19 protein-coding genes are annotated in these 22921 nt (G+C 60.4%); 12 read left to right on the forward strand and 7 right to left on the reverse strand.

The annotated features are described in order from the left end of the window. Positions 1–100 precede the first annotated feature (100 nt). Complete coding sequence (locus ICA15_RS17715; protein ID WP_210554201.1) at positions 101–1450, forward strand: MATE family efflux transporter; 1350 nt, start codon at positions 101–103, stop codon at positions 1448–1450. On the opposite strand, the gene ICA15_RS17720 is transcribed toward ICA15_RS17715, so the two are convergent. The 7 genes from ICA15_RS17720 to ICA15_RS17750 all read right to left on the reverse strand — a co-directional run bounded on the left by ICA15_RS17720 (position 1444) and on the right by ICA15_RS17750 (position 9134). Beyond that, positions 1444–2319, reverse strand: a complete 876-nt coding sequence (locus ICA15_RS17720; RefSeq protein ID WP_210554202.1) for an alpha/beta hydrolase — start codon at positions 2317–2319, stop codon at positions 1444–1446. The genes ICA15_RS17715 and ICA15_RS17720 overlap by 7 nt on opposite strands. A gap of 17 nt (positions 2320–2336) precedes the next feature. Beyond that, positions 2337–3131, reverse strand: a complete 795-nt coding sequence (locus ICA15_RS17725) for a DUF4123 domain-containing protein (protein ID WP_210554203.1) — start codon at positions 3129–3131, stop codon at positions 2337–2339. Further along, entirely contained in the window at positions 3128–4471 is a 1344-nt protein-coding gene (locus ICA15_RS17730; protein WP_210554204.1) for a type VI secretion system Vgr family protein, read from the reverse strand. The genes ICA15_RS17725 and ICA15_RS17730 overlap by 4 nt, the downstream gene beginning before the upstream one ends. 233 nt (positions 4472–4704) lie before the next feature. After that, positions 4705–6618, reverse strand: coding sequence for an arginine decarboxylase (gene speA / locus ICA15_RS17735; protein WP_150602555.1), 1914 nt, complete (start codon positions 6616–6618; stop codon positions 4705–4707). 218 nt (positions 6619–6836) lie between these two features. Then, entirely contained in the window at positions 6837–7208 is a 372-nt protein-coding gene (locus ICA15_RS17740; protein ID WP_016984929.1) for a translation initiation factor Sui1, read from the reverse strand. Positions 7209–7505: 297 nt separating this feature from the next. After that, the gene (locus ICA15_RS17745) at positions 7506–8063 is read right to left on the reverse strand and encodes an NUDIX hydrolase (protein WP_150617946.1); all 558 of its coding nucleotides are present in this window, start codon (positions 8061–8063) and stop codon (positions 7506–7508) included. A 3-nt stretch (positions 8064–8066) separates the two neighbouring features. Further along, positions 8067–9134: a DUF2333 family protein gene (locus ICA15_RS17750; protein WP_150617947.1), complete on the reverse strand. Its 1068-nt coding sequence runs from the start codon at positions 9132–9134 to the stop codon at positions 8067–8069. Between the two features lie 422 nt (positions 9135–9556). Between ICA15_RS17750 and gcbA the strand changes: the two genes are divergently transcribed. From gcbA to purD, 11 genes are all read left to right on the forward strand, one after another. Beyond that, complete coding sequence (gene gcbA / locus ICA15_RS17755) at positions 9557–11227, forward strand: diguanylate cyclase GcbA (RefSeq protein ID WP_210554205.1); 1671 nt, start codon at positions 9557–9559, stop codon at positions 11225–11227. 954 nt (positions 11228–12181) lie between these two features. Further along, positions 12182–13225: a methyl-accepting chemotaxis protein gene (locus ICA15_RS28665; RefSeq protein ID WP_411959660.1), complete on the forward strand. Its 1044-nt coding sequence runs from the start codon at positions 12182–12184 to the stop codon at positions 13223–13225. A 248-nt stretch (positions 13226–13473) separates the two neighbouring features. Next, positions 13474–13926, forward strand: coding sequence for a type II 3-dehydroquinate dehydratase (gene aroQ, locus ICA15_RS17765; protein ID WP_025111759.1), 453 nt, complete (start codon positions 13474–13476; stop codon positions 13924–13926). Positions 13927–13974: 48 nt separating this feature from the next. After that, the gene (accB, locus tag ICA15_RS17770; RefSeq protein WP_150602560.1) at positions 13975–14433 is read left to right on the forward strand and encodes an acetyl-CoA carboxylase biotin carboxyl carrier protein; all 459 of its coding nucleotides are present in this window, start codon (positions 13975–13977) and stop codon (positions 14431–14433) included. A 17-nt stretch (positions 14434–14450) separates the two neighbouring features. Further along, a complete protein-coding gene (gene accC, locus ICA15_RS17775) occupies positions 14451–15809 on the forward strand; it encodes an acetyl-CoA carboxylase biotin carboxylase subunit (protein WP_150602561.1) in 1359 nt (452 codons plus the stop codon). 238 nt (positions 15810–16047) lie between these two features. Then, positions 16048–16926 (forward strand): 50S ribosomal protein L11 methyltransferase, encoded by an 879-nt coding sequence (gene prmA / locus ICA15_RS17780; protein ID WP_210554207.1) that lies wholly within the window; start codon positions 16048–16050, stop codon positions 16924–16926. A 30-nt stretch (positions 16927–16956) separates the two neighbouring features. Beyond that, a complete protein-coding gene (locus tag ICA15_RS17785; protein ID WP_150602563.1) occupies positions 16957–18219 on the forward strand; it encodes a DUF3426 domain-containing protein in 1263 nt (420 codons plus the stop codon). A gap of 185 nt (positions 18220–18404) precedes the next feature. After that, a complete protein-coding gene (gene dusB / locus ICA15_RS17790; RefSeq protein ID WP_150602564.1) occupies positions 18405–19415 on the forward strand; it encodes a tRNA dihydrouridine synthase DusB in 1011 nt (336 codons plus the stop codon). After that, positions 19412–19732, forward strand: a complete 321-nt coding sequence (fis, locus tag ICA15_RS17795; protein ID WP_003221275.1) for a DNA-binding transcriptional regulator Fis — start codon at positions 19412–19414, stop codon at positions 19730–19732. Before dusB ends, fis begins: the two co-directional genes overlap by 4 nt. Before the next feature lie 82 nt (positions 19733–19814). Continuing rightward, on the forward strand, positions 19815–21422 hold the full coding sequence (purH, locus tag ICA15_RS17800; protein WP_210554208.1) for a bifunctional phosphoribosylaminoimidazolecarboxamide formyltransferase/IMP cyclohydrolase: 1608 nt from the start codon (positions 19815–19817) through the stop codon (positions 21420–21422). Positions 21423–21584: 162 nt separating this feature from the next. Then, positions 21585–22880, forward strand: coding sequence for a phosphoribosylamine--glycine ligase (purD, locus tag ICA15_RS17805; RefSeq protein WP_210554209.1), 1296 nt, complete (start codon positions 21585–21587; stop codon positions 22878–22880). Positions 22881–22921: the final 41 nt, after the last annotated feature.

Here is a 22921-nt window from a genome sequence, read left to right on the forward strand (position 1 = left end):
TTGACTGACCCACCGCTATCGCGAGCAGGCTCACTCCTACATTGGATCGCATTGCCAGCCAGATGAGTCGCTACAATGCCCGCTCCCCCAAGGAGCCCGCATGTCCAACCTGATTGCCGACTGGCGCGACCGCCCGACTCACCGCAAGGTCTGGGTGCTCGCGGCGCCCATGATCCTTTCCAATATTTCCGTGCAGCTGGTAGCGCTGGTCGACAGCACCGTCATCGGCCACTTGCCCCACGCCCATCAACTGGGCGCAGTAGCGGTCGGCGCCAGCCTGTATACCTTTCTCGCCTGGGCCATGGGTTTCCTGCGCATGGGCACCACCGGGTTCGCCGCACAAGCGGCCGGGCGCAGTGATGGCGCGGCGCTGCGGCAGATTCTGTTGCAAGGCTTGCTGCTGGCGATGGGTCTGGCACTGGTACTCGGCACCCTGGGTGTTCCGCTGAGCGGCGTGGCGTTGCATTTCATGCAGCCGTCGGCGGAGCTTGATCAGCTCACTCGCGAGTTTTTCCATACCCGGTTGTTCGGCCTCCCCGCCGCGCTGGCCAGTTATGCGCTGGTGGGCTGGTTCCTCGGCACCCAGAACGCGCGGGCGCCGCTGGCGATTCTGCTGACGACCAATCTGATCAACATCGTCCTCAATCTTTGGTTCGTCATCGGCCTGGACTGGGGCGTGGTCGGCTCCGCTCGCGCCTCGGTCATCGCCGAATGGAGCGGCGCCCTGCTCGGCTTGCTGCTGACCCGCAAAGCATTGCGCGCCTATCCCGGGCACATCGCCTGGGCCGCGCTGAAGGTATGGCAGAGCTGGCGACCGCTGCTGGCGGTCAATCGCGATATCTTCATCCGCAGCCTGGCGCTGCAATCGGTGTTTTTCCTGATCACGGTGCAAGGTGCGCGGCTCGGTGATGCGACGGTCGCCGCCAACGCGCTGCTGCTCAATGGTTTGTTACTGACTGCGCATGCTCTGGATGGTTTGGCCCACGCGGTCGAAGCCCTTTGCGGACACGCCATCGGTGCGCGTGATCGCCTCGCTTTGCGCCGTTCACTGGTGGTTGCCGGTGGCTGGTCACTGATCGCCAGTCTCGGCTTTGCCCTGCTGTTTCTCCTGGCCGGGCATTTGTTCATCGAGATGCAAACCGACATCCAGAACGTACGCGACACTGCATTCGTCTACCTGCCCTACCTCGCTGTGCTGCCATTGGTTGCGGTGTGGAGCTACCTGCTCGACGGTCTGTTTATCGGCGCCACCCGGGCCCGGGAAATGCGCAACGGCATGCTCATGACGGTGGTGTTGCTCCTGCCGTTCGCCTGGGCGCTGCAAGGTCTGGGCAATCATGGCCTGTGGATAACGTTTCTGCTGTTCATGGTGCTGCGCAGCCTGACCCTCGGTGCGCAAGCCTGGTGGCTGAAGCGCAACGACGGCTGGTTCACCGGCGCCGCTCACTGAGCCGGCGTGTGCTTGATGAAGCCGACCACCTGATCGAGCACCGGCGCCAGTCCACGTAACGGTCGCGACAGCGTCGCCACCAGCGTTATGTGATTGGGCCGCGAATAGTAGAAATCCTGCACCGGCACCCCGGCCGCGCGCAGTTTGTGCGCCAGGCCGCCGGTGTTGCGCGTCGGGTTGACCAGATCATCCTCGCTCGCCGCGATCAGCAGCGCGGGCGGCGCACCGCCACTGACATGATTGATCGGCTGCGATTGCGGCGGTGAGTCCGGCCAGAAAAACACCGGCCGCACGGCGGGATTCTCGATCGGCAGAAAGTCGTACGGCCCGGCCAGACCGATCCAGCCGCGCAGGTCCTTGGGGGACATGCCCGCCGCAGCGAGCAGATCGCCGTCCAGTGCCAGCATCGCCGCGTTGTAGCCACCCGAGCTGTGCCCCATCAGGTACAAACGCTGTGGATTGCCGGAAAACTCGCGGATGTGCGCCTTGGTCCATGCCACCGCCCGCGCACCGTCCTGCAGAAACAGTGGATAACGCACCTGCGGATACAGCCGATAATCCGCCACAACCGCGACAATGCCCCGCGACGCCAACGCCTCGCCAACAAAGTTGTAGTCCTCGCGCGCACCGCTGTTCCAACTGCCGCCGTAGAAAAACACCACGACCGGCGCATCTGGCAAAGCGTGGCGCGGCACGTACACATCAAGTTTTTGCCGTGGATCGTCGCCATAAGCAATACCGGCGGTTTTGACGAACGTGCTGTCCGGCGTCAGCGCATTGAGCAGCTTGACCGGCGAACAGGCACTCAATGCCAACAGCAACAAAACGCCGAACATTGCAGCGAATCCTTGACGAAAAAAACCTGCCATACGCGCCGAACCTCAGGTCAAATTTGATCGCTGCGCCACTGGCGCCGCACATGCTCAAGCCGCTCTTGCTGGGTCAAATCCTGCGGTGGCGGCACCAGCACTGCACGCGGATGCTGCAAGCGTAGCCACAACCAGCCTTCGAGCACGGTGCGGTCGCTGAAACCCAGCGCCAGGCCCTGCTGAACATGGGAGGCGATCGCCGCGTAATCAGTTCCCAACGATTGGCACCAGCGCCAGATGTGTTGCTCCAGCAGGCAGGTTTGCAAGCGTTCGCACTGTCGCCGGGTAAGGCTTTCTTCGATGCTCAACGGCTCCACGCTCAGCCCCGGATTGCGCAACTGCTGCCAGCCCTGACTGCCGATGGCGCGGTCGGCCCAAGTGCCACCGAACCAGTGCAACAGGCGGATAGGCCCGAGCCAGCGACTCAGTTCTGCGGCGTCGCAGGCGTCGAAAAAATAGCTCGCGGTCTGGCGGTTGTAATAACTGAGCAAGGCCCGATGGCTCAACCCGAACGAAACCGTGAGCATGCGCTGCAAGTGGCTCAGCAGTTCCTGCGCCGACGCTTCGCTGCCCAGCAACAGCCCGCGCCACGTATCCGGATCGCTGTGACACAACGACGCCAGCGCCGGACTGTCTCGCATATCGACCAGCACCGGACCGTGGTCGCTGACCGGCTCAAACTCGGTGCCGTCGAACAGTTTGAAACTCGGCAAGCCGGCGAAACCCTTGCTCAGCGTCGTCAAGGCCCGCGCTGCATCCGCGCCGTCGAGCAACAGCCATTGCGCTACCGGCTCAAGCGCCACCCCGCTCATCTTGCGCTGCTCTGTTCAAGCGTGGTGACCAGCCGACAACTGCAAACCGCCTCTGTGCAATGGTTGAAACTGCCGCCTCCTGGGATCAGGCACAACAACAGCAATGGCTCGCCTGACGTCAGCATTTGCTGCAAGCCTTCACTCGCCAGGCTGTCCGGCAGCGGTGGCGTTGGCGCATCGCTGGTTTGCGCAACAGCGACTGACGACTGTAAGACGCCGCTGATCATTGGCTGATCCGGGTCACCCTCAAAAAAGCTCACCACCACTTCGACACCATCGCCCAACGCCGCCATTGGTGCTTCGGCCAAGGCCGGCGCGAGCGGCAGCCAACAATGACTCGGCGCCGCGCCTTCGCCCTGATAGAGCCAGTCGAACTGCACCGCCACCGGCCTGAAACGGTCGGGTTGCGGTTCGTCTACGGTCACCACCCAGGCCCGTTGCAGGCTGTGCATGCGCAAGCGCGACGGCGCCGATGAGGGTAACTGCGCGGCGGCAAACAAACGGTTGGCGTACGGCAGATCAAGGGACAGGTCAGCGCTGTGTTCGATTCGGGTCAACAACCATTGCCGATTGCATTCGGGGAAAGGGTGCCCGACCAAACGCAGCCAATGCCCGCTGCGCAACGCCGCAAGATCACTGCGTCCTTCGGCATTCGTTGCCTGCCGCAAACCTTGCGAGCCGGCCTGCATGGCTTCATGCAACTGCCAATGGTGAACGGCAGGACAGGTACTTTTTTCGTCTTGTTCACCTTGATACAGCGCGGCGCTAGCCAGCGGAAAATGCGCCGGATCATCGCTGAACACCAGGCAATGCCGGTCGTGGGTATGCTCGAAGAAATAGTGAATACGCGCCTGTGTGCACAAGCGCTGCAGCAGTTGCAGATCCGATTCGCGGTATTGCGTGCAAAACGTGCGGGCCGGGTAGTCGTCACGCAATTCGAAGCGTCGCTGGGCACCGACGATCCCGTGTTCCCTGAGCACCTGCTCGATGATCTGTGGCACCGAACGGCCACTGAAGATCCGCTGGCTGATGCGCAGGTCAAGGCAAGCGAGTTTCGGTCCCAGATGGATCCGGCTCAACCGCGAACCGTGTCCGTGCTCATGCTGGACAAGGCTCTGCAACTGCCCGTGCACACCCTCCCCCGACGGCCCGAAACAGAGGAACGCCGAACGATAAAGCAGGCCGGCGAGATCCAGTTGCGGATCGTCGATCAACACATCGATTTCGAACGCAAAAGGTTCGTTGAGGGCTTCGCTACCGGTAAAGGCCAGGACTTCGAAAGGGTCGGACAGGCCCGCTACATCGAGACGAAATGACGACTCGTTGACTGGATCGAACATAGGCGGATCTCTACAGGAGGGGCGGTCGGGGATTCTCGCCGAGAGCCATGGCCGAGTAGAGAGCTGAAGTACAACTTAGGAAATGACCTACGCGAAAAGCAGACCGGATCACTTTGCTGACCGGGATAGCCAAACATATCGCGAAGATTTTGGGATATATCCCACCGGGTCATCCGAATTTTCCACAGCAATAGGGAAAATTTCAGACAACCCGGCGAGACAGCAACCTGGTCTCAGGAAGACAGGTAGGAGGAGCGGGTCAGGCCCAGACGCAAGGCATCGAGAAATTGCGTGCGCTCGCTGGCACTGATGCGGGCACTGGCGCACTTGTCGCGGTAGTGGGTCATCAGTTCTTCCGGCGACAAGTGCACATAACGCAGCATGTCTTCGATGGTGTCGTGAGTTTCGATACCCGCGTGGTACACGCTGCCATCGGCGTTCTGGTAGATGTTCACCGAGTCGGTGTCACCGAACAGGTTGTGCATGTCGCCGAGGATTTCCTGATAGGCGCCGACCAGGAACACGCCCAACAGGTAGTCTTCGCCTTCATTCAAGCCGTGTACTGGCAGGCTGGTCTCGATGCTCTGCTCGTCGACGTACTGGTTGATCTTGCCGTCGGAGTCGCAGGTCAGATCCTGCAGCACCGCGCGGCGCAGCGGCTCTTCGTCGAGACGGTGCAACGGGATGATCGGCAGGACCTGATCGATCGCCCAGGTGTCCGGCAGGCTCTGGAATACCGAGAAGTTGCAGATGTACTTGTCGGCCAGTTTGTCGTTGAGCTCGTCGAGCACCTGACGGTGCGAACGCTGACGGGCTTTGAGCGAGTTGTGCAGGCGACGGCACACGGCGAAGTAGCACTGCTCGGCCAAGGCTTTTTCAGCCAGGGTCAGCTTGCCATCGGCGTACTGAGCGGCAACGTCGCTCATGTAGTGGGTGGCGCGCCAGTAGGTTTCGGTGACCATTTCGATATCGGTCGGGCCGAGCAGGTCAACCAGCCACTGCACGGTTTCCGGCAGCGATTCCTTGTTTTCGATCTGCGGGATCTCGTCGTTGTGCTTCTCGACGTCGGTCACCTGCACCACCAGCATGGCGTGGTGCGCGGTCAGCGAGCGGCCGCTTTCGGAGAAGATGTGCGGATGCGGCAGGCTCTGCGCGTCGCAGAATTCCTTGAGCATGCCGACCACGACACCGGCGTAATCGTCCATGTCGTAGTTGATCGAACTGGCGTTGCGCGAGTGTGTGCCGTCGTAGTCGACACCCAGACCGCCACCGACGTCGATGTGATCGACCGGCAGACCGAGATTGCGCAGCTCGCCGTAGTAACGGATCGCTTCCTTGAAGCCGTGCTGATAGTCGGCCAGGTTGGCGATCTGCGAGCCCATGTGGAAGTGCAGCAGGCGGATGCCCTGATCCAGACCGGCCGCGCGGAAGCGTTCGACCACCGACAGCAATTGCGCAGCCGACAGACCGAATTTGGATTTCTCGCCGCCCGTGTCCGCCCACTTCGACGAAGCCAGCGACGACAGACGCACGCGCAAGCCGACCTGTGGCTTGACCTTGAGCGACGCCGCTTCTTCGATCACCAGCGCAACTTCGGACTCTTTCTCGATCACGATGAACACGTTGTGGCCGAGCTTCTGGCCCATCAGCGCCAGGCGGATGAACTCGCGGTCCTTGTAGCCGTTGCAGACGATGGTGCCGCCCTTCGGCGCCAGCGCCAGCACGGCCAGCAGCTCCGGCTTGGAGCCGGCTTCCAGACCAATGGAGACGTCCTTGGTGGCGATGATGTTCTCGATCACCGCTTCTTGCTGGTTAACCTTGATCGGGTACAACGCGGTGTACTTGCTCTGGTATTCCAGGCGCTCGATGTTCGCATCGAAGGCGCCGGTCAGCTGGCGTACACGGTCTTGCAGAATGTCGGGAAAACGAACCAGCAACGGCAAGGACAAACCGCTTTTGCGCAGTTGGTCGACTTGCTCGAACAGGTCGATAGGCGAGCTGCTCGGGCCGTTCGGACGAACTTCGACGCGACCGGCGTCATTGATCGCGAAATACCCGGCCCCCCAATGGCGGATCCCGTAAACACTGCGGCTGTCCGCAACTGTCCATTGGCTGCCATCGTCTTTGCGTGTGCGTCGTACGGACATCGAAGTCCCCTATAAAGAAGTCATAGTGCGTCGCCTGATCTCAGGCCGGCGCAGTCTAAAGTATGAAAATGACGATTCGTCAGCGCGGCGGTAGACCGCGCGGACCGCGTGGAGTTTAGAAACCGGTCATGAACAGGCTCTGTGAAAACCATGGAGACGATGCCGGAGCTGAACCTGTCAGAACCGGATCAAGCCGCTGGTGGCTTTCACAGAGGCTGCTAGCCGCCGGATTTCTTCGCTTTGAAACCGTGCTTGATCAGTTCCGCCAAGAGTAGCTCGACATGATCGCCCTGGATTTCGATGATCCCGTCCTTCAACGCCCCGCCGGTGCCGCAACGTTTCTTCAACGTTGTCGCCAGCTCCTTGAGCGCGTCTTCGGCCAGCGGCACGCCGGTGATGGTGGTCACCGTCTTGCCGCCGCGGCCCTTGCTCTCGCGACGCACGCGGGCAATGCCGTCACCGGCAGGGATCACGGTTTGTTTGCAGATACAGGCGTCCACCGGCTGACTGCATTCCGGGCAATGACGACCTGCGTCGGTGGAAAATACCAGACCGCCAAGGGCGGCGAAGGATGCGGCTTTTTTGGCCACCGGCAATCCTCTTGGGAGGACAAAGACTGATCGCAACCTTGGGCAAGGTCATCGACCGCGAAGCCCCACTCAGGCAGGGGCAGCGCTACTGCACCGGAATGTGGACTGAACTGTAGGAGCTGCCGCAGGCTGCGATCTTTTGATCCTGATCTTTACAAAGCAAGATCAAAAGATCGCAGCCTTCGGCAGCTCCTACAATAAGTCAGCAGGCCAACATCAAGCGATTCGGTGCAGCTTGAAAAGGTCGCGCAGTGTAACGGCAAAAAACCCAATTGCTAAGTGCCAATCGGCGCCAATTTATGTGTTCTTTGCGACGTCGCTTTGCTGCGCCTTCAGATAGCGCTTCAAAGCGGCCAGAGAGTCCGGGCAATAAGGCTTTTGCCGGATTTCCTGCATGACCTGTTCGACCGGAATGAAGCGCGCTTCCAGGACTTCTTCCGGCTGCAATTTCAGCGGACCGTCCCACACGGCGGAAAACGCCGAACACCAGAGACGATTGCCGGTGTCCTCGAAGTAAAAATGATCGTGGGCGGTGAGTTCCACACCGCTGACCCCCAACTCTTCCGCCAGCTCACGGGCAGCCGACTCGGCATAGGTTTCGTTGGCCTGCACCATACCGCCTGCCGCCACGTCCCAGTAACCGGGGTAGATCGCCTTGCTCAAGGTTCGCCGGTGCACACAAAGCTCACCGGCGGAATTGAACAACATGATGTAAGTGCCGCGACCGATCAGCCCGCGTTCACGCAGATCGGCACGCACCAAGGCGCCGAGCAGGTTGTCCTGCTCGTCGACCCAGGCGATTTGTTCGGCATCCGAGGCGGCGCGATGGGCCGCCTCTTTGGCGTTTTGACTCATGTATCAGCCCTGATTGAGCAGTTGACGCAAGTCGATGACTGCCGCGTTGGCCCGGGAAATATAGTTGGCCATGACCAGCGAGTGGTTGGCCAATACGCCGAAGCCGCTGCCGTTGAGAATCATCGGGCTCCAAACCGGCTCTTGCGAGGCTTCCAGCTCACGGATGATCTGACGCACGCTGACCGTGGCGTTCTTCTTCGCCAGTACATCGGCGAAGTCGACTTCGATGGCTCGCAGCAAGTGCGACAGTGCCCAGGCCTGACCGCGCGCTTCGTAGAAGACATTGTCGATCTGCATCCACGGGGTCTCGACAACTTCTTCGTCAAGCTGCGGCACTTCGCCGACGGCCGGGACTTCGGTTTTCAGCGCGGTGTTGAGTTTGACCCGACCAACACTGGCCGACAGCCGTTGCGACAGCGATCCCAGACGCGTGCCGACATCGCCGAGCCAGTTGTTGAGGTTGTCAGCGCGTGCGTAAAACAGCGCGTTTTTCTGCGAAGGGTCAGACAGGCGCGCCTGATAGCGGCTCAGGGAGTTGATGCCTTCCTGATACTCGGACTCACTGGATGGCAGGATCCAGCTCTTGTTGTCGAAGTTGAAACGCGGTTCGGCCTTGGCCAGGTCGGAGTCTTCGGCCGACTGCGATTGCGAACGGGCGAAGTCTTTGCGCAGGGCACGGGTCAGGTCACGGACCTGTACCAGGACGCCGTATTCCCAGCTTGGCGTGTTGTCCATCCACAGGCCAGGGGGGAAACGGTCGTTGGAAATGTAACCGCCCGGTTTATCGAGCAAGGTGCCGGCAACGGTCTTCAGAGTCTCGACTGTGGTGTAGCCGATCACCATCTGCTTGCCTTCTTTCTCGGCGGCCAGTTGCGCGTTTTGCGCCACAGGAAATAACGCCGGTTCCTGGCTCCAGTACCAGCCCAGGCCAATGGTCACTAACAAATAAATACCGAGCAGAGTGGCCAACGCACGGCTGAACAACAGCCCGCCGACATAGCTGCGGGCGGCCGACTTGGGCTCGGCGGCACGTTCAGGCGCGCTGCCCGCGCGGTTTTTCCAGTCCAGCATGGCGATATCCTTTCAATCACTTGGGGTCAACGGTTCGACCACAACCATACAACAACGTGCCAAGGCCGGGCACCTGCGCGTGAAGATATGCCGCAAATGGTGCAGGCGCTCGACGCATCCGTCAGGCCTAAGGGAATCCCTGATGCCATTCACCTGCTATTTCGACGCAGAGCCATTAAAACCTCGTTTGCCCCATTGGTGTGAGACGCACAGAGTTACCTGAAATGTTAGCCGCTATATATTAAGGCGCCCTGCCTACAGGGACTTTGCCGACGTCCAGAGCGAAAACAAAACCACTCGGTCAGAAACTGAATAGTGACGCATTACAGATTATTGACGTACGACACTCGTCTAAGGGAAAAGAGGTGCTAGCATAGAGCCACCAGTCGATCTCAGCATGCACCCTAACTAGTAGTCAGGATATGACCGAGCCAGAAGACCCCAGCCGTGAGCGTCTCAAGCACCACTTTGCCCAGCGGGTAATTCATCAGGCACGTCAGATTCTTGAGATATGGCAGCGCCTGCAACGCAGTGAATGGTCCACCGTCGACCTCGCCGAACTGAGTGAGGCCAACCTGCGCCTGCTGCGCTTTGCCGAGCGCTTCGAACAGCCTGAACACACCCAGCTCGCGCGCCACATCAGTCAGTCGCTGGAAGCAGTGGACGCCAATCGTGGACGCCTGAGCAGTGGCTTGATCACCGACCTCAATCGTTTGATGCAGCGCTTGTCGCGTACCGGCCTGCGCCAAGGCGATCAGCTCGACCAGACCTTCCTGCCGCCGCTGCGCAAGCCCATCTACGTGATGCTGCAGGATCACGACCGTGCCGAGCGGCTGGCCAAGCAACTGGAATTCTTTGGCCTCAGCGCCCAGTCGCTGGACAGCGTCGCGGCGTTTCGCTCATCGATGGTCGAGCGCTTGCCGGCCGCGATCGTCATGGACGTGGATTTCAGTGGTGCCGGCGTTGGCTTGAAACTCGCTGCCGAAGCCCAGGTCGGGCTGGAGGAGCCGTTGCCGTTGCTGTTTTTCAGCCTGCACGAAACCGACACCCCGACTCGCCTCGCGGCCGTACGCGCCGGTGGCCAGGAATTCCTCACCGGCACCCTCGAAGCGTCGAGCCTGCTGGAGAAGATCGAAGTCCTGACCTGCGTCGCCCAGTACGAACCTTATAAAGTGCTGATCATCGATGACTCCCGCGCCCAGGCCATGCACACCGAACGCCTGCTCAACAGCGCCGGTATCGTCACCCGCACCTTGATCGAACCGATTCAGGCAATGGCTGAACTGGCGGATTTCCAGCCTGACCTGATCATCCTCGACATGTACATGCCAGCCTGCACCGGCACCGAACTGGCCAAGGTGATCCGCCACAACGACCGTTATGTGAGCGTGCCGATCATTTACCTGTCGGCCGAGGACGATCTGGACAAGCAGCTTGACGCCATGAGCGAGGGCGGCGACGACTTCCTGACCAAACCGATCAAGCCGCGTCACCTGATCACCACCGTACGCAACCGAGCTGCCCGTGCGCGCAACTTGAAAGCACGGATGGTGCGCGACAGCCTCACCGGTTTGTACAACCACACGCACATCCTGCAATTGCTCGAAGACTGCTCGTTCCGCGCCCGTCGCGAGAACAAGCCGCTGAGCTTTGCCATGCTCGACATCGACCACTTCAAACGGGTCAACGACAGCCACGGCCACCCGATGGGCGACCGTGTCATCAAGAGCCTTGCACTGTTCCTCAAGCAACGTTTGCGCAAAACCGATTTCATCGGCCGTTACGGCGGCGAAGAGTTCGCCATCGTCATGCCCGACACTGATATGGAAGCCGCGCATAAAGTGCTCGACGAGATCCGCCAGCGCTTCGCCGAAATCCACTACCCGGCGCAACCTCATGACTTGTGGTGCACCTTCAGCGCCGGCGTGGTGGAAATGCGCGATGATTCCGACAGCCTGATGATGGCCAGCCAGGCCGACGAGGCGCTGTACCGTGCCAAGGGTGCCGGGCGTAACCGGGTGCAGACGGCGCGGGAATCAAAGCAAAGTGCCACTATTTCATCGGAATCCACCGATTCGGTCATAACCCTGTAATAGAACCGCAATAAATTCAGGCACTTACCATTTCTGTCGTTGGTAGCTGTCATGCGCCTGAAGTTGCTCACAAATCTTAATACGCTGCTGCTGGTCGCCGTGTGCCTCGCACTCGGCGCCACGCTGTGGTGGTCGCAAAAAGCGCTGGAACGCCCGTATCTGTTGATGGAGCGTTATCTGGGGCTGTCGCAACAATTTCAGAACGAGGTGGCGCGCAACGTCGAGGACTACCTCGTCAGCGGCGATGCCCTGCGTTTAAGCAGTGCCAGCCAGGCCATCGACAGCGTACAAAAACAACTCGGCGAACTGCCACCGGCGCTGGCCGATACCCTGCGCCCGAGCCTGTCGGGCCTTGATGAATTCAGCAAAACCGATTTGCTCGCCGCCGGCAAACTGGCCGGTGATCCGCAGGCATTGCTGTTACAGGCCGAGCGCGAATTGAGCGCCAGCCTCGACCAGCTCAGCGCTTATGCCAGCGGCAACGCGGCCTACCTGACGCCGCTGCTTGCTGCCTCTCAGCACTTGGGCAAACTCTCACTGGCGCGAGACAAACTGGTCAGCAGCGGTCGCAGTGAACTGGCGGTCGACGTTGAACGCGAAGTCAGCAATATCCGCGCTCAAGCACAGTTGATCGATGCTCTGCCCCTGCTGGGTGTAGTGGCCAGCAACGAATCGAGCAGCGACGACTTCGCGGCGATGATGGGCATCGAAAGCAGCGAAAAAGCCGTTGCCGAGGATGCGGGCGTAGGCCTCAAACGTGAACTCAACAGCCTGCTCGGTCGTTACCCGGCAGAGCTTGCGCGCACCCGCGAGCAAATCCAGAAACGCAGCGAACTCAGCACCGCCACCCACGCGAAAATCGCTGCCGTGCAACACGCCATCGCCGGACTGGAACCGGTGGTGCGTGCCCAGCACGGGCAAATTCAGGGCGAAGTGCGGCTGATGCAAGGCGTGATGATCGGCCTGATCCTGCTGATTGCGCTGCTGATCGACACCTTGCAGCGGCGTCTGGCGCGAACCCTGACCAACCTCGCGCCGGCATTGTCCGTATGGGCCGACGGCGATTTCAGTCGCGACATTCAACTGGGCAAGACCAACCGCGAGCTGCACGACATCGAAGCCTCGCTCAACCGCTTGCGCGCGTATCTGGTGGATCTGGTTGGGACCATTCGCGGCAATGCTGAACAAGTCGCGGGCAGCAGTCGCACCCTCGCCGAGTTGAGCAACGAACTGCACAGCGGCGCCGAACATCAGGCCGGAGACACGGCGCTGATTCGCGATTCGCTCGGCGAACTGGAGGCGACTATCCAGCAAGTTGCCGGGGACGCGCGTCAGGCCGCCGATGCCAGCCGTCATGCCGGTTTGGCTGTCGAGCACGGTCAGACCGTCATCGGCCAGAGCCTCACAGGCCTGCACGCCTTGGTCGGCGAAGTGCAGGGCAATGCGCAGATGATCGAACATCTGGCTGAAGAGTCGGCGACCATTGGCGGCGTGCTGACGGTGATCCGCTCGATTGCCGACCAGACCAATCTACTGGCACTGAACGCAGCGATTGAAGCGGCGCGCGCCGGGGAAATGGGCCGCGGTTTTGCCGTGGTGGCCGAGGAAGTGCGCTCCCTGGCGCAGCGTACGGCCGGGGCGACGGCGGAAATTCAAACCCTGATTGCCGGCCTGCAAACCGCTGCCCGGCAATCGGTCGAAGGCATGCGTGCGCAAGTCGAGCACGCCGAAGCGACGGCGAATCAGGCACAAGCGGCGGACGGTGCGCTGGACAAGATTGTCGGTGCGATCCAGACCATTTCCGACACAGCAATCCGCATCGCCGATATCACCGCGCAGCAAAGTGGCGCGGTCAGCGAGATTCGCGATCACAGTGAGCGGATTCATCAGTTGGGTGGGGATAACTTGCTGCGTATCGGCCGGGGCCGCGAGCAAGGCGAAAACCTGTTGGTACTGGGCGGGCAGTTGCATACGGCCGTACAAGCCTTCCGCGTCTAAAGAAATTCCCTGTAGGAGCTGCCGCAGGCTGCGATCCTTTGATCTTGCTTCTGAAAATCAAAAGATCGCAGCCTGCGGCAGCTCCTACAGGAATTGCCACAAATGACCGGATCAGATCACGCGGTCACATATTTTGCGCAAACATCGGCCATCGTGCTGGCTATTGCATAGAACTGGACAGTCATAAAGTCTTTGCGGCATAGTCGCCGGGTTCTGACGACTGCTCATTCATGACAAGGACAACGCAGATGGCAACCCTACTGGTGCTGCACGGCCCCAACCTGAACCTGCTCGGCACCCGCGAACCGGGTACCTATGGGTCGACGACCCTGGCGCAGATCAATCAGGATCTGGAGCGCCGCGCCCGTGAAGCCGGCCATCATCTGCTGCATCTGCAAAGCAATGCCGAGTACGAATTGATCGACCGCATCCACGCCGCACGCGGCGAAGGTGTGGACTTTATCCTGATCAATCCGGCCGCATTTACACATACAAGTGTTGCATTACGTGACGCGTTGCTTGGAGTGAGCATCCCATTCATCGAAGTGCATTTGTCCAACGTGCACAAGCGCGAACCTTTCCGCCATCACTCTTACTTCTCCGACGTAGCGGTGGGAGTGATCTGCGGCCTTGGCGCCAGCGGTTACCGACTGGCCCTGGAGGCTGCACTAGAACAGCTTGAAACACAGGCAACGACTTGAACGACAAGCGTTAAGCGCCCCTGACCGACCCTTGGGAGTTGATGATTCATGGATATCCGTAAAGTTAAGAAACTGATCGAATTGCTGGAAGAGTCCGGCATCGACGAGCTCGAGATCAAGGAAGGCGAAGAGTCCGTACGCATCAGCCGTCACAGCAAGACCCCGGCTCAGCAGTACTACGCGCCTGCACCGATGCAAGCGCCGGTCGCTGCACCAGCCGCCGCTCCTGTAGCTGCAGCTGCTCCGGTTGCCGCTGCTGCCCCGGCGCTGAACGGCACTGTTGCCCGTTCGCCGATGGTCGGCACGTTCTACCGCAAGTCTTCGCCAGCCTCGCCGTCCTTCGTTGAAGTCGGCCAGACCGTGAAGAAAGGCGACACTCTGTGCATCGTTGAAGCCATGAAGATGATGAACCACATCGAAGCTGAAACCAGCGGTGTGATCGAGTCCATCCTCGTCGAAGACGGCCAGCCGGTTGAGTACGACCAACCGCTGTTCACCATCGTTTGAACTGCGGAGAGCCTTTGATGACTGCGAAGTTGGAAAAAGTTCTGATCGCGAACCGCGGTGAGATCGCCCTGCGGATTCTGCGTGCCTGCAAAGAGATGGGCATCAAGACCGTCGCCGTTTACTCCAAGGCCGACAAAGAGCTGATGCACCTGGGTCTGGCAGACGAATCCGTCTGCATCGGCCCGGCCTCGGCCTCTCAGTCTTACCTGCACATCCCGGCCATCATCGCTGCCGCCGAAGTGACTGGCGCTACCGCCATTCACCCAGGCTACGGTTTCCTCGCGGAAAACGCCGATTTTGCCGAGCAGGTCGAGAACTCCGGCTTCGCCTTCATCGGCCCGAAAGCCGACACCATTCGCCTGATGGGCGACAAGGTATCGGCCAAGCACGCGATGATCGAAGCAGGCGTGCCAACCGTTCCAGGTTCTGACGGCCCACTGCCGGAAGACGAAGAAACGGCGCTGCGCATCGGTCGTGAAGTCGGCTACCCGGTGATCATCAAGGCCGCTGGCGGCGGTGGTGGTCGCGGCATGCGCGTGGTGCACAAGGAAGAAGACCTGATCTCGTTCGCCAAACTGACCCGCACCGAAGCAGGCGCGGCGTTTGGCAACCCGATGGTCTATCTGGAAAAATTCCTGACCAACCCGCGTCACGTCGAAGTGCAGGTTCTGTCCGACGGCCAGGGTCACGCCATCCATCTGGGCGACCGCGATTGCTCGCTGCAACGTCGTCACCAGAAGGTTCTCGAAGAAGCGCCGGCACCGGGCATCGACGAGCAGGCTCGCCAGGAAGTTCTGGCTCGCTGCGTCAAGGCGTGCATCGACATCGGCTACCGCGGCGCCGGCACTTTCGAGTTCCTGTACGAGAACGGTCGTTTCTACTTCATCGAAATGAACACTCGTGTTCAGGTGGAGCACCCGGTTTCGGAAATGGTCACCGGTATCGACATCGTCAAGGAGATGCTCAGCATCGCCGCTGGCAACAAGCTGTCGTTCACGCAAGATGACGTGGTTATCCGCGGTCACTCGCTGGAATGCCGGATCAACGCTGAAGACCCGAAGACCTTCATGCCGAGCCCGGGCACGGTCAAGCATTTCCACGCGCCAGGCGGCAACGGCGTTCGCGTCGATTCGCACCTGTACAGCGGTTATGCCGTTCCGCCGAACTACGACTCGCTGATCGGCAAGCTGATCACTTACGGCGCTACCCGCGACGAAGCCATGGCCCGCATGCGCAATGCCCTGGACGAAATCGTGGTTGACGGGATCAAGACCAACATCCCGCTGCACCGTGATCTGGTTCGTGACGAAGGCTTCTGCAAAGGGGGCGTGAACATTCACTACCTCGAGCACAAGCTGGCTGGCGAGAAGCACTAAGCTTCAGCCCGCACCAGACAAAGCCGCCTTCGGGCGGCTTTGTTGTTTGTGCAGCAAAGTCAAAAGATCGCAGCCTGCGGCAACTCCTGCATTTAGAATGTATTCCCCTGTAGGAGCTGCCGCAGGCTGCGATCTTTTGATCTTCGGCCATGGTCGTGTTCTGCCGCGCGCTCGCGTAAACTTGCGCGCTTCTCGCAGGCCGCTAGTCTGCAATCAATATTTTTCAAAGGTGCCCGCCATGCCTTGGCTGCAAGTACGTCTCGCCATCAGCCCGGAACAAGCCGAAACCTACGAAGACGCTTTCCTTGAAGTGGGCGCTGTTTCGGTGACCTTCATGGACGCCGAAGATCAACCGATCTTCGAGCCGGAACTCAACACCACTCCGCTGTGGGCGCACACTCACCTGCTGGCCCTGTTCGAAGGCGGCACCGAGCCTGCACCCGTGCTGGCCCACCTCGAATTGCTGACCGGCAGCCCGTTGCCCGAGCATCACAGCGAAGTCATCGAAGACCAGGATTGGGAGCGCAGCTGGATGGATGGTTTCCAGCCAATGCGTTTCGGCCAACGCCTGTGGATCGTTCCGAGCTGGCACGCCGCGCCCGAGCCTGACGCAGTCAACCTGCTGCTGGATCCGGGCCTGGCGTTCGGTACCGGCACCCACCCGACCACCGCGCTCTGCCTGGAATGGCTCGACGGCCAGGACCTCAAAGACTGCAACGTGCTGGATTTCGGCTGCGGCTCGGGGATTCTGGCCATCGCCGCCCTGCTGCTCGGCGCTAAAGAAGCCGTCGGCACCGACATCGACGTGCAGGCGCTGGAAGCCTCGCGCGACAATGCCGGGCGCAACAATATCGCCGATGAGCTGTTCCCGCTGTACCTGCCGCAAGATCTGCCGCAGGTCAAAGCAGACGTGCTGGTCGCCAATATCCTCGCCGGCCCGCTGGTTTCGCTGGCACCGCAATTGGCCAGCCTGGTCAAGACCGGCGGGCGTCTGGCGCTGTCGGGCATTCTTGCCGAACAAGGTGAAGAAGTCGCTGCTGCCTACGCTCAGGACTTCGATCTCGACCCGATCGCCAATCGCGATGGCTGGGTGCGCATCACCGGGCGTCGGCGCTAGAATGGCCGCCTGCATAATCCGGATCGCCGCATGACCGACAGTTTCGTCACTCAGTGCCCGCATTGCCAAACCAGCTTCCGTGTCAGCCACGCTCAATTGAGCGTGGCCCGCGGAGTGGTTCGCTGCGGCTCCTGCCTGCAAGTGTTCAACGCCGCCAAACAGCTGCTTGAACAGCACGCGGGCAAGGACGCGGTGACGCCGGTTGCACCTGCCAATGCCGAACAACTGCCGGTTGCGCCACCGCCGGTGGTTGAATCGCCCGCGGTCGTTGAGCCACCTGTCACCCGCGCCATCAGCCAAAAGCAATGGAGCGCCTCGGAGCTGGACCTCGACAGTCTCGACCTGGACGAAGAACTCGCCCGCCTCGAACAACGGGAAATCCAGCCGACCACCGAATTCGGTCGTCCGCGCGAAGATTCCCTGAGTGCCCGTCGCGACAGTCCGGAACCGGATGAAGCGGTCTGGCCCGACAGCCTGTTCAGCAAGCCTGCCGACGAGAGAGCGGAGCCTGAAGCCGAACCGGAAGTTGTCGAGGAACCGATCAAAGCCGCCCGCACCGAGCCCTCGCTGTCGCTGGAGCCGGTGGATCTGGATGATGAACCGGCGATCCCGCAATTGCGCCTGCACGATCCGATCGATCCGAATGCCCGCCGTGAGCGCCTCTCCGCGAGTGACGACAGCGATGACGATCTGCCATTGCTCGAACCGCAGCGCAAAAAACGTGAGCGCGCAGACCCCGGTGTACGCGCCGAAGTCTTGCAGGACCTGACTGACGACCCGCTGCAACTGGACTGGCAAAAGCGCCGCTCACCCTGGGCCCGTCGCCTGCTTTGGCTGCTGTTGGTGTTGCTCGCCGCTGGTGGCCTCGCCGCCCAGTACATCGCCTACCATTTCGACGAACTGGCGCGGCAGGATCAATACCGCCCATGGTTCCAGCAAGTCTGCCCGCAAATCGGCTGCACGGTGCCGTCCAAGGTCGACATTGCCAGAATCAAAAGCAGCAACCTGGTAGTGCGCAGCCATCCGGAGTTCAACGGCGCGCTGGTGGTCGACGCGATCATTTATAACCGCGCAACGTTCTCCCAGCCGTTTCCGCTGCTGGAGCTGCGGTTTGCCGACCTAAACGGCCACCTGATCGCCAGTCGGCGCTTCAAACCCGGCGAATACTTGAGCGGCGATCTCGAAGGTTTGGCAGAAATGCCGCCACAAACGCCGATCCACATCGCGCTGGATATTCTCGATCCAGGCCCTAAAGCGGTGAATTACAGCCTGAGTTTTCACTCGCCCGAGTGAATCGCTTCATCGTTTCTGAATTGACGGCAATTTTCTGACTGCGCGCCGGGCTACCGAACCGCTGGCGATAAGAAAATAACTGTTCAGATTTTGTTCAATTCAGCCTTTATCCAGTCATCGAGAGCGGGTATCATGCCAACCCTTTTTCGAACTCTCATGATCCGGCCCCACTTCAGGGAAGTCCTATGTCGGCGGTACGCATCGGCCCATATACATTACAGAACGGCTTGATTCTCGCCCCGATGGCGGGGGTCACCGACCAGCCCTTTCGTCAGCTTTGCAAGCGTTTGGGCGCAGGGCTTGTGGTCTCGGAAATGGTCACCAGTGACATGAGCCTGTGGAACACCCGCAAGTCGCGCATGCGCATGATCCACGAAGGCGATCCCGAGCCACGCTCGGTACAGATTGCCGGTGGTGATGCACAGATGCTGGCAAATGCGGCCCGCGCCAACGTCGAACTGGGCGCACAGATTATTGATATCAACATGGGTTGCCCGGCAAAGAAGGTCTGCAACAAGGCCGCCGGCTCCGCGTTGTTGAAAGATGAAGCATTGGTGACCGAGATCCTGCAGGCCGTCGTGGCGGCAGTTGATGTGCCGGTCACCCTGAAGATCCGCACTGGCTGGGATCGCGACAACAAGAACGGTCTGACCGTGGCGAAGATCGCCGAGCAGGCCGGGATCACCGCGCTGGCAGTGCATGGCCGCACTCGCGCCGATCTTTATAAAGGTGAAGCCGAGTACGACACGATTGCCGCGATCAAGCAGGCCGTGTCGATCCCGGTGTTTGCCAATGGCGATATCGATTCGCCGGAAAAGGCCCGTTACGTGCTCGATGCGACCGGTGCCGATGGCCTGTTGGTAGGCCGAGCCGCCCAAGGGCGGCCATGGATTTTTCGCGAGATCGATCATTTCCTGCGCACTGGCGAGAAATTGCCGGCACCGGAGCTGATCGAGGTGGAACACATTCTGCTAGAGCATCTGGCCGCACTTCACGCTTTCTATGGGGATGTGATGGGCGTGCGTATTGCTCGAAAGCATGTGGGCTGGTATCTCGCAACCTTGCCGGGCGCCAAGGAGTTTCGCGCCCACTTCAATCGTTTGGATGGTACGGAAACACAATGCGCCAATGTTCGGGAGTTCTTCGCCGAGCATTACAAGAGCCTGACAGGGGACGAAGAAGGGGTGGCCGCATGACGATGATGACCGAGACTTTAGTGAGTGGAACAGCACCCGTGAGCGACAACGTGAATTTGAAACAGCACCTCAATACACCAAGCGAAGAAGGTCAGACCCTTCGCGGGAGTGTCGAGAAGGCGCTGCACAATTATTTCGCCCACCTTGAGGGCGCGTCCGTCACGGATGTGTACAACCTGGTGCTCTCCGAAGTCGAGGCTCCCCTGCTCGAAAGCGTGATGAACTACGTCAAGGGCAACCAGACCAAGGCCAGCGAGCTGCTCGGACTCAACCGAGGCACGCTGCGCAAGAAACTCAAGCAGTACGATCTGCTGTAAGCATTCAATCAAACCAGAAAGGCGCCCGCGTAAAACCGGTCGCCTTTTTTGCTGACTTCCTTTGCTTTTGATGGAAATTGAGATGACCGACCAGACTACCCGCCTGCCGATCCGCCGCGCCTTGATCAGCGTTTCCGACAAGACCGGGATCCTCGAATTCGCCAAGGAGCTTGAAGCCCTGGGCGTCGAGATCCTCTCCACCGGCGGAACGTTCGAGCTGCTGCGCGACAACGGCGTTGCCGCAGTGGAAGTCGCGGATTACACCGGTTTCGCAGAGATGATGGACGGTCGGGTGAAGACCCTGCACCCGAAAATCCACGGTGGCATCCTCGGTCGTCGCGGTATCGACGACGCTATCATGAACGAACACGGCATCAAGCCGATCGATCTGGTAGCGGTCAACCTGTATCCGTTCGAAGCGACCATCAACAAGCCAGGTTGCGACCTGCCGACCGCCATCGAGAACATCGACATCGGCGGTCCGACCATGGTTCGTTCGGCAGCGAAAAACCATAAAGACGTCGCGATCGTGGTGAATGCCAGCGATTACGCCAACGTCCTCGAAAACCTCAAGTCCGGTGGCCTGACCTACGCTCAGCGTTTCGACCTGATGCTCAAGGCGTTTGAACACACTGCTGCCTACGACGGCATGATCGCCAACTACATGGGCACCGTGAACCAGGCCGCTGAAACCCTGAGCACCGAAGGCCGCAGCGAATTCCCGCGCACCTTCAACAGCCAGTTCATCAAGGCTCAGGAAATGCGCTACGGCGAGAACCCGCACCAGAGCGCGGCGTTCTATGTGGAAGCCAAACCTGCCGAAGTCGGCATCGCTACCGCGACCCAACTGCAAGGCAAAGAGCTGTCGTACAACAACGTGGCCGACACCGACGCTGCGCTGGAATGTGTGAAGAGCTTCGTCAAGCCAGCCTGCGTGATCGTCAAGCACGCCAACCCGTGCGGCGTGGCGGTGAGCCCGGACGCCGAAGGCGGCATCCGTCAGGCCTACGAACTGGCTTACGCCACCGACACCGAATCGGCGTTCGGCGGCATCATTGCCTTCAACCGTGAACTGGATGCCGAGACCGCCAAGGCGATCGTCGAGCGTCAGTTCGTTGAAGTGATCATCGCCCCTTCCGTGAGCGAAGAAGCCCGCGCCATCGTTGCCGCCAAAGCCAACGTGCGTCTGCTGGCCTGCGGCGAGTGGTCGGCTGACCGCGCTGCCGCGTGGGACTACAAGCGCGTCAACGGCGGCCTGCTGGTACAAAGCCGCGACATCGGCATGATCGGCAGCGAAGACCTGAAAGTCGTGACCAAGCGTGCACCGACCGAACAGGAAATCAACGACCTGATCTTCGCCTGGAAAGTGGCCAAGTACGTCAAATCCAACGCGATCGTCTACGCCAAGAACCGTCAGACCATCGGTGTCGGCGCTGGCCAGATGAGCCGCGTAAACTCCGCACGTATCGCTGCGATCAAGGCTGAACACGCGGGTCTGCAAGTAGCCGGTTCGGTGATGGCATCGGACGCGTTCTTCCCGTTCCGCGACGGTCTGGACAATGCGGCCAAGGTCGGCATCACTGCGGTGATCCAGCCAGGTGGCTCAATGCGTGATGCTGAAGTGATTGCCGCTGCTGATGAAGCCGGCATTGCGATGGTGTTCACCGGCATGCGCCACTTCCGTCACTGATACACGCTCCCTCTGTGCAGAAGCTTTGTAGGAGCTGCCGGAGGCTGCGATCTTTTGATCTTGTTTTTGAGATCAAGATCAAAAGATCGCAGCCTCCGGCAGCTCCTACAGGGTTTGCACACAGAGGTTTTGCAGCGCTTTACAGAATTTGAGGTTTTTGAAATGAATGTTTTGATCATTGGCAGCGGTGGCCGTGAACACGCTCTGGCCTGGAAAGTGGCTCAGGATCCGCGCGTGCAGAAGGTTTTCGTTGCCCCGGGCAACGCCGGCACGGCGATTGAAGCCAAGTGCGAGAACGTCGCCATTGACGTGCTGGCCCTTGAGCAACTCGCCGATTTCGCCGAGAAAAACGTTTCCCTGACCATCGTCGGCCCGGAAGTGCCGCTGGTCGCTGGCGTTGTCGACCTGTTCCGCTCCCGTGGCCTGGACTGCTTCGGTCCGACCGCTGGCGCTGCGCAGCTGGAAGGCTCGAAAGCGTTCACCAAGGACTTCCTGGCGCGCCACAAGATCCCGACTGCCGACTACCAGAACTTCACCGAGATCGAGCCAGCCCTGGCTTATCTGCGTGAAAAAGGCGCACCGATCGTGATCAAGGCCGATGGCCTGGCCGCCGGTAAAGGCGTGATCGTTGCCATGACCCTGGCTGAAGCCGAAGACGCCGTGCGCGACATGCTTGCCGGCAATGCTTTCGGCGATGCCGGTTCGCGTGTGGTCATCGAAGAATTCCTCGACGGCGAAGAAGCTTCGTTCATCGTCATGGTCGACGGCAAGAACGTCCTGCCGATGGCCACCAGTCAGGACCACAAACGCGTCGGCGACGGCGACAGCGGCCCGAACACCGGCGGCATGGGTGCTTACTCCCCTGCCCCGGTAGTCACCGCCGACGTGCACAAGCGCGTGATGGACCTGGTGATCTGGCCGACCGTGCGCGGCATGGCCGATGAAGGCAACGTCTACACTGGCTTCCTGTACGCCGGTCTGATGATCGACAAGGCCGGCAACCCGAAAGTCATCGAGTTCAACTGCCGTTTCGGTGATCCGGAAACCCAACCGGTGATGCTGCGTTTGCAGTCGAGCCTGGTGCTGCTGGTTGAAGCCGCTCTGGCGCAAGCGCTGGACAAGATCGAAGCGCAGTGGGATCCACGTCCGAGCGTTGGCATCGTGCTGGCCGCTGGCGGCTACCCGGGCGACTACGCCAAAGGCGCGGCGATCAACGGTCTGGACGCTGCGGCAAGCCTGGAAGGCAAAGTCTTCCACGCCGGCACCGCACTGAAAGATGGCCAGGTCGTGACCGCCGGTGGTCGCGTACTCTGCGCCACCGCAATGGGCGCCAGCGTCAGTGAAGCCCAACAGCAAGCCTACAAGCTGGCGGCCGCGATCGACTGGGAAGGCAGCTTCTACCGCAAGGACATTGGCTACCGCGCCATTGCCCGTGAACGTGGCGAAACCCAGGAATAAGCTGTCCATGAAGTCCGGTGAGGAGTACCGCTCCTCACCGG

The organism is Pseudomonas sp. P116, from assembly GCF_020149425.1.
GTDB lineage: Bacteria > Pseudomonadota > Gammaproteobacteria > Pseudomonadales > Pseudomonadaceae > Aquipseudomonas > Aquipseudomonas anatoliensis.

Coding starts and splice junctions, on each gene's coding strand:
- ICA15_RS17715 (WP_210554201.1), top strand. CDS start 101: ATGTCCAACCTGATTGCCGACTGGCGCGACCGCCCGACTCACCGCAAG.
- ICA15_RS17720 (WP_210554202.1), bottom strand. CDS start 2,319: ATGGCAGGTTTTTTTCGTCAAGGATTCGCTGCAATGTTCGGCGTTTTG.
- ICA15_RS17725 (WP_210554203.1), bottom strand. CDS start 3,131: ATGAGCGGGGTGGCGCTTGAGCCGGTAGCGCAATGGCTGTTGCTCGAC.
- ICA15_RS17730 (WP_210554204.1), bottom strand. CDS start 4,471: ATGTTCGATCCAGTCAACGAGTCGTCATTTCGTCTCGATGTAGCGGGC.
- speA (WP_150602555.1), bottom strand. CDS start 6,618: ATGTCCGTACGACGCACACGCAAAGACGATGGCAGCCAATGGACAGTT.
- ICA15_RS17745 (WP_150617946.1), bottom strand. CDS start 8,063: ATGAGTCAAAACGCCAAAGAGGCGGCCCATCGCGCCGCCTCGGATGCC.
- ICA15_RS17750 (WP_150617947.1), bottom strand. CDS start 9,134: ATGCTGGACTGGAAAAACCGCGCGGGCAGCGCGCCTGAACGTGCCGCC.
- gcbA (WP_210554205.1), top strand. CDS start 9,557: ATGACCGAGCCAGAAGACCCCAGCCGTGAGCGTCTCAAGCACCACTTT.
- ICA15_RS28665 (WP_411959660.1), top strand. CDS start 12,182: ATGATCGGCCTGATCCTGCTGATTGCGCTGCTGATCGACACCTTGCAG.
- aroQ (WP_025111759.1), top strand. CDS start 13,474: ATGGCAACCCTACTGGTGCTGCACGGCCCCAACCTGAACCTGCTCGGC.
- accB (WP_150602560.1), top strand. CDS start 13,975: ATGGATATCCGTAAAGTTAAGAAACTGATCGAATTGCTGGAAGAGTCC.
- accC (WP_150602561.1), top strand. CDS start 14,451: ATGACTGCGAAGTTGGAAAAAGTTCTGATCGCGAACCGCGGTGAGATC.
- prmA (WP_210554207.1), top strand. CDS start 16,048: ATGCCTTGGCTGCAAGTACGTCTCGCCATCAGCCCGGAACAAGCCGAA.
- ICA15_RS17785 (WP_150602563.1), top strand. CDS start 16,957: ATGACCGACAGTTTCGTCACTCAGTGCCCGCATTGCCAAACCAGCTTC.
- dusB (WP_150602564.1), top strand. CDS start 18,405: ATGTCGGCGGTACGCATCGGCCCATATACATTACAGAACGGCTTGATT.
- fis (WP_003221275.1), top strand. CDS start 19,412: ATGACGATGATGACCGAGACTTTAGTGAGTGGAACAGCACCCGTGAGC.
- purH (WP_210554208.1), top strand. CDS start 19,815: ATGACCGACCAGACTACCCGCCTGCCGATCCGCCGCGCCTTGATCAGC.
- purD (WP_210554209.1), top strand. CDS start 21,585: ATGAATGTTTTGATCATTGGCAGCGGTGGCCGTGAACACGCTCTGGCC.